Source organism: Hymenobacter roseosalivarius DSM 11622 (assembly GCF_900176135.1).
GTDB lineage: Bacteria > Bacteroidota > Bacteroidia > Cytophagales > Hymenobacteraceae > Hymenobacter > Hymenobacter roseosalivarius.
In genome coordinates this window covers 22272-29555 of record NZ_FWWW01000063.1, presented here as the reverse complement: position 1 = coordinate 29555, position 7284 = coordinate 22272, and the positions used below count along the sequence as shown (strand labels likewise).

Genomic DNA, 7284 nt, shown 5'->3' with positions numbered 1-7284 from the left:
AAAAGGTTTTATGTGCTGCTACTGTGGGGGGTGAGCTTAAGCATCCCGGCCAGGGCCTTTCAGCTGGACGTCAGGCTGGACAGCTTGCGGCGGCTACTTGCCGCCGCTCCCCCCGACACCGCGCGCGTGTTGCTGCTGGCGCAGCTAGCCTACGAAAACACGCAAAGCAATCCGCTGGCTACTATTTATTACGGCAAGCAGGCCCTGCGGCTGGCCCAGAAGCTGAACTACCCGCGCGGCGAGGCCTGGGCACTGATTCGGCTTAGCTCTGGTTTTCGGGAGGCCGGCAATTATCCGGCTGCCCTACAGGTTGTACTGCAGGGGCTACGGCTCGCGGAAGAGCTGCGCGACCAGGAGCTGATTGGGCGGGCATTTAATTCGCTGGGGTATCTGTACTGGGAGCAGGGCTATAGCCGGCCGGCGCTGGCTTACTTTTTCAAGGCGAAGAGAGTAGCCGAAAAAAGCCGGAACGTGAAGCTGCTGACCCGCATTATGGGCAACATCGGCAACGTGTATACCCAGCTAAACCGGCTGGATTCGGCGCGGCACTATTTGCAGGTGGGCTACGCCATGGACCTCAGTCAGCATGATCTGATCAGCGAAGTAGGCGACGCGGCGACGCTGGGCAACATCTACGCGCAGCTGGGCAACCCGCGGCTGGCCAAGCACTATTACCGCCGCAGCATTCAGCGGGCGCTGGGCCAGCACATCACGTTTGCGCTGTGCCGGGCTTACCTGGGGCAGGCCAAGCTGTTCAAAAAAGAGCAGGGACCGTGGTCCGATTCGACACTTTATTTTGCGCACAAAGCCCTGGCGGCCGCCCAGGAAGGCAACTACCCAAAAGGCGTGCTGGAGGCCAGTCGGTTTTTGTCGGCCACCTATGCCGCCCGGCGCGACAACGGTCGCGCGTTTCGCTATCTGACCCTGGCCAGCACCACCCGCGACAGCCTGTTCAGTCAAACCAAGATGGCGCAGGTGCAGGCACTGGAAGTAAGTGAACAGCTCCGCCAGCAGGAGCTCGCCATTCAGCAGGCCCAAACCGATGATGAACACCGCTCCCACTGGCTGATTGCCGCTTTGGCCAGTATTATTCCGGTGCTGCTGCTGCTGTGGCGCATGCTCCGGCATAAGCAGCGGGCCAACCTCAAGCTTAATGTGCAGAACGCGGAGATTGCCAACCAGCGCAACAAGCTGAGCGCTACCTTATCGCAGCTGAAAGCCACGCAGGCGCAGCTGGTGCAGCGCGAGAAAATAGCCTCGCTGGGTGAGCTGACGGCCGGCATCGCCCACGAGATTCAGAACCCGCTGAACTTCGTCAACAACTTCGCCGAGGTATCCACCGAGCTGGCCGCCGAGCTGCAGGCCGAAGCCGCCCAGCCCGAGCCCGACCTGCCCGCCCTGCGCGGCACCGCCGCCGAGCTAAAGGAAAATCAAGAGAAAATATACCAGCACGGACGCCGGGCAGCCAACATCGTGCGCGATATGCTCGCCCACGCCCGCACGATCGGGGGCGAGCGGGTGCTGACCGACCTGAACTCGCTGGCCGACGAGCACCTGCGCCTGGCCTATCACAGCATCCGGGCCAAAGACCCGCAGTTTGTAGCCACGATTACTGCTCAGCTAGATCCGGCCCTGGGCCGCGTTCGGGCCGTACCCCAAGCCCTTGGCCGAGTGTTGATTAACCTGCTCAATAATGCGTTTTATGCCGTACAGCAGCGGCAGAAGGTAGAAACCGAAAATTATTGCCCGGAGGTGCAGGTGTCTACGCGCCGCCGCAACCGCCGCGTGGAGGTTCGCGTGCGCGACAATGGGCTAGGAATTCCGGGCCCGATTCGCGACAAGATCTTTCAGCCCTTTTTCACCACCAAACCCGCCGGCGAGGGCACGGGCCTGGGCTTGTCCCTGAGCTACGACATCATTACGCATGGCCACGGCGGCACGCTCACCGTGGACAGCCAGGAGGGCGAGTTCACGGAGTTTATTATCGACCTGCCGCAGGGTATCAACTATAAAAAAAGCCCCCCGGACGTGCAGTTAGCCCCGGATGTGGCCATCATGCGCTAGAGGCCAAGAGCAGGAGGCCACCAGATAAGCCGGTGGCCAATACCGCACACCCTCACAAGCCGCGGTAATCCGGAAAGCAGGGTCGCGGAAAGCGCAAAAGGACTAAAAGCAGCCGCTCACGGTGCGGTGTGGGGCAATTGGCAAACCTGGTTTTTAGCCTGCGGAACACTCCACTCCGGCAGCGGAAACGAGGCATCCCGCAGGCTGATGTTGCTACCCGAAAGACCCTCATGCCGGGCGGTAGCGCAGCATTTCGGGGTTTTAGCTGAATTGCTAACCAGACATCAGCCCACGAGATGCTCCGCTCGGTATGACAAGAAAGTAAATACCACAGAACCCGCTCTCACTCAAACACCCGTTTGCTTAAAACATAAGCGAAGGAAACCTGCTATTTTCGTCCGGGTCAAGCCTGACTAACCAGGCCGCCGGAGTTGCTGCTTTGCTTCCTTATGAACTTAAAAAGATACTTTGCGCTAAGCCTGCTGAGCGCCGGCCTGCTGGCCTCTCACCCCGCCCTGCCGCCCACGCCAGCAGCCGACGTTACGGCCTTCAAAACGCAGGCAATAAAGGATTTAGAAGGGAGCTACGGCGACTATCAGAAGGTGGCCCAGCAAATCTGGGGCTTTGCCGAGGTTGGCTACAAGGAAACTAAAAGCTCGGCCCTACTGCAAAAGACCCTGCGCGACAACGGCTTTGCGGTGCAGGCTGGCGTGGCCGACATACCAACAGCCTTTGTGGCTACCTACGGCAGCGGCAAGCCGGTTATTGGAATATTGGCCGAGTACGATGCGCTGCCGGGCCTTTCGCAGCAGGCCAGCGCGGAGAAAAAGGCGGTACCCGGCCTCGACGCGGGCCACGGGTGCGGGCACAACCTGTTTGGCACGGCCAGCGTGGCGGCGGGCATTGAGCTTAAAAAGCTGATCAAGGAAGGCAAGTTCAAAGGCACCGTGAAGGTATTTGGCTGCCCGGCCGAGGAAGGCGGCAGCGGCAAGGTATACCTGGTGCGGGCCGGCCTGTTTGCCGGCGTAGACGCCGCTGTGCACTGGCACCCAAGCAACCAGAACCGGTCGATGATGGCCAGCTACATTGCTAACACTTCGGCTAAATTCCGCTTTCACGGGATTTCCTCCCACGCCGCGGCCTCGCCCCAGCGGGGGCGCAGCGCCCTGGATGGGGTTGAAGCTATGAATAACATGGTGAACATGATGCGCGAGCACGTGCCCCAGGAAACGCGCATTCACTATATTATCACCAACGGCGGCAAGGCCCCGAACGTAGTGCCCGACTTTGCCGAGGTGTACTACTATGTGCGCCACCCCAACCGCGACGAGGTGAAAGACGCTTTTGCCCGCGTGGTGAAAGCGGCCGAAGGTGCGGCCCTGGGCACCGGCACCACAATGGACTACGAAATAATTGGTGGCACCCACGAGCTGCTCCTCAACGAAACCCTGGCGCGGGCGCTGCAGGTCAACCTGGAGCAGGTGGGCGGCGTGAGCTATACTCCGCAGGAAGTAGCTATCGGCAAACAGATTCAGGCCTCGCTGGGCTTTCCGGCACCGCCCATTGAAGAGGCCGCCAAAGTGCAGCCCTTCGCCGTCACCGATGGGGGCGGCAGCTCCGATGTGGGCGACGTGAGCTTCACGGTGCCTACCGTAGGCCTAATGGCCGCTACCTGGATTCCGGGCACTCCCGCCCACAGCTGGCAAGCAGTGACCTGCAGCGGGCAGGAAATCGGCAGCAAAGGCATGCTGGTAGCCGCCAAAACCATGACCCTGACGGCCATCGACCTGTTTACGGACCCGGTTCTGCTTCAAAAAGCCACTGCCGAATTCAAGCAGGACGTGGGCAGCTACGTGTACAAGCCCCTGCTCGGCGACCGGAAGCCCGCCCTCAACTACCGCGACTAGCCGTAGCGGCTGCCTTGCAGGGCGTTTGGCGTTGGGCAAACCATTGTTTCCGTCAGGCTACTTCCAGTGTCCGCTTGTCGAAGCCTGCTCCTTGGGAATACGTTTGTGCGGGTGCATCGCTCCTTCGTGGTAGCCAAAGACAAGATAGACAAGCTCGAGCGCCATCAGGGTACCGTGTGCGGCCACGCCGTGCCGGTCGGCGCTTCGTATCTGCCGCAGCTGAAGGTGTGAAACCTACTTGTTTAGTGGTATAAGTCTACCTAGCTTGTGCGCTTGACGCATAATATTCAGTGCTTATAGCCTTCCTATCCAATTCATGTTTCAACAGTTTACCAAAGAGCAAGCCCGCACAGAAGTTGCCCGGCTCGTAGAAAATTTCACTTATCAATTGCCAGATTATAAACGTGGCAAATACAACGAAACCGAAGTCCGCGTCCACTACATAAACCCCTTTTTCAAGGCCCTAGGCTGGGACGTCAACAACGACAACGGCGCTTCCCCGGCCTACTGCGAGGTTATCCATGAGGCTCGCGTACTAGTGGGCAAAGCCAGCAAAGCCCCCGACTACCTCTTCAAGATGCCCGGCGGCCAAAATCTGTTTTTCCTCGAAGCCAAAAAACCCAGCGTCGATATCAAAGGCGACGTGCAGCCCGCCTACCAGGTGCGCCGCTACGGCTGGAACGCCAAGATGGCCCTGAGCCTGCTCACCGACTTTGAGGAGTTGGCCGTGTACGACTGCACCGTGCAGCCCAACTCCAAAGATAAATCATCTAAGGCCCGCATCCACTACCTCACCTTCGACCAGTACCTCACGGAGTTCGACTTCCTCTGGGATACCTTTTCTAAAGAGAGCGTGTTGCGCGGTAACCTCGATAGATTCGTGGCGGCCGGCTCCAATCGGCGCGGCAAGGAAACCGTGGACCGCGCCTTTCTCGATACGCTGGAGCAGATGCGGGCCGCCCTGGCTCAGGGTCTGGCTAGCCGCAATCGGAAGTTGGACGCCGAACAACTCCGATTTTTGGTGCAGATGCTGCTTGACCGCATCATCTTCCTGCGCATTGCCGAGGACCGGGGCGTGGAACCCGAAGACGACCTTAAAAAGCTGGCCGCCATTAAGGCCAAAGATGGCATCTACCTCTCACTACTCGACCGATTTCGGGCGGCGGCAGCCCGCTACAACTCCGGCCTCTTCGACCTCGAAAAAGACACCCTATCCGCCGAAGTTCGGCTGGACAACGCTACCCTCAAGCCCCTGCTTGACGGTCTCTACTACCCCGAGTCGCCTTATGAATTCTCCGTCATCGGGGCCGAAATTCTAGGCTCGGCCTACGAGCGGTTCCTCGGCAAGGTCATCCAACTCCAGCCCGACTGCACGGTCCTCATTGAGGAAAAGCCTGAGGTGCGCAAGGCCGGCGGCGTGTTCTACACGCCCGCCTATATCGTCGATTACATCGTGAAGAACACCGTGGGCAAGCTATGCGAGGGCAGCAGCCCTCAGCAGGTGGCTAAGTTGCGCATCGTCGACCCGGCCTGCGGCTCCGGTTCCTTCCTGCTCGGGGCCTATCAGTTTCTGCTCGACTGGCACTTGGCTTACTACCAGGCCCACCCCACGGCGGCGATGCCCCCCACGCTGGCCCCGGCCGGCGACCCCAAAAAGGCCGGCAAGCCCGCCCGCCCCACCGGCAGCGGCAAGTCCCTCACCCCCGACGGCCGCCTGACCACCGCCGTCAAGAAAACCATCCTACTCAACAACCTCTACGGTGTGGACCTAGATGAGCAGGCCGTGGAAGTGACAAAGCTTTCCTTGCTGCTCAAGTGCCTCGAAGGCGAAACTTCGGCCAGTATGCAGCAGTCGTTGGGCCTGGAGCGGGTGCTGCCCACCATCGACCAGAACATACGGGTAGGCAACTCCTTGGTGGACGTCGATTTTTACGACGGAGAGCTGGACTTAGTCCCCAGCACCGAGCGCGCCGTGAAGCCTTTTAGCTGGCGCGAGGAATTTGCCGAAGTCTTCCAGCAAGGCGGCTTCGATGCCGTGATTGGCAACCCGCCGTATGTTCTTTTAGAAGATATGTTTAGAGATGAAACACTTCTAAAATACTTCCGCTCACATTTTGATATAGCATCCTATAAAGTAGACCTGTATCATCTTTTCTTCCAGAAAGGAGTTAGACTATTAAACTCAAAAGCCTCTTTAGCTTATATAACGCCAAGTAACTACCTCACCAATAATGGACAGCTAGCTTTGCGCAATTTCATGTTAACTGAAACCTTTATCGAAGAAATAAACATCATAAATGGACATGTCTTTGAAGATGCCTCCGTCGATACTGCGATTACTATTTTATCAAACAAGGATAAACAATATCAAGGCCAGCTAAAATCTTCCAACTGGCTTGGCTCATCTCTTTATGACATTTCCTCCAGTACAATAAATCAGAAAAGTATTGCTGCTACTGGTGACAAGCTTCTCAACTCAACGGTCAAAATCAAGTTTAAAGTCACAACCACCCCCCTTTCTGAAAGCTTTGTTGTAAAATTCGGAATGCAGCTTCGCGACAGAAAAATATTCCTAGCTGACGTTATTACAACTAGTGACAAGAACTTGATTACTCCTTTCCATACGCCTTGTTATACTGGAAAGGATTTTGACCGTTACCAAACGAATTATGCAAACCGCCTTGCCTATTTTAATCGAGAGGCAAAGAGAGGAGGATGCTGGGATGAATCTATTCATTTCGCTAAGCCTAAGATCATGATTCGTCAAATCGGCAAAGTTCCTATTTGCTCAATAGATGAAATGGGTTATGCCTGCCTGAATACTTTGTTCATGGTTGTCGCAAAAGAGAAAATTATAATATCCTCTTATTTCCTATTAGGAATATTAAACTCTAAATTATTAGGCAATTATTGGTCAAACACTTTTTACGATATGAGAACAACGTTTCCCAAAATAAAGGGAAGCTATTTAGAGCAACTACCCATTCCCACCCTCAACCTCAAAAAGCCTACCGACCAGCAACGTCACGATGCCGTCGTAGCCCTAGTTAAGCAGCTGCTCACGCTGCACCCGCAGATGCGCGCTGCCCGCCTCGTCACCGAGCAAAGCCAGCTGCAAGCCCGCCTCCGCCGCCTCGACCAGCGTCTCGACCATTTAGTGTATTTACTTTACGGCCTCAATTATGCCGAAGCGCAGGTAATAGACCCTTCTATTTCTCATCGCCTTACAGAAGCTCAATACCCTATCTTTCCATCTAACTAATTCTCTGTAGCACAAATTTTTACATATAAAAAGCCCCCCAGCACAAGCTGG

General features: G+C 56.6%; 4 protein-coding genes. All 4 read left to right on the top strand.

Annotation, left to right across the window (positions count from 1 at the left end; all coding sequences use genetic code 11):
• Positions 1 to 2064, top strand: a 2064-nt coding sequence (locus tag B9A24_RS09270; protein WP_143434871.1) for a tetratricopeptide repeat-containing sensor histidine kinase, incomplete at its 5' end; no start/stop codon positions are given.
• A gap of 449 nt (positions 2065 to 2513) precedes the next feature.
• Positions 2514 to 3971, top strand: a complete 1458-nt coding sequence (locus B9A24_RS09265; protein ID WP_084444889.1) for an amidohydrolase — start codon at positions 2514 to 2516, stop codon at positions 3969 to 3971.
• A gap of 66 nt (positions 3972 to 4037) precedes the next feature.
• Positions 4038 to 4202: a LytTR family transcriptional regulator DNA-binding domain-containing protein gene (locus B9A24_RS09260; protein WP_234997153.1), complete on the top strand. Its 165-nt coding sequence runs from the start codon at positions 4038 to 4040 to the stop codon at positions 4200 to 4202.
• An 85-nt stretch (positions 4203 to 4287) separates the two neighbouring features.
• Entirely contained in the window at positions 4288 to 7233 is a 2946-nt protein-coding gene (locus B9A24_RS09255; RefSeq protein ID WP_084444887.1) for an Eco57I restriction-modification methylase domain-containing protein, read from the top strand.
• Positions 7234 to 7284: the final 51 nt, after the last annotated feature.

Coding starts and splice junctions, on each gene's coding strand:
- B9A24_RS09255 (WP_084444887.1), top strand. CDS start 4,288: ATGTTTCAACAGTTTACCAAAGAGCAAGCCCGCACAGAAGTTGCCCGG.
- B9A24_RS09265 (WP_084444889.1), top strand. CDS start 2,514: ATGAACTTAAAAAGATACTTTGCGCTAAGCCTGCTGAGCGCCGGCCTG.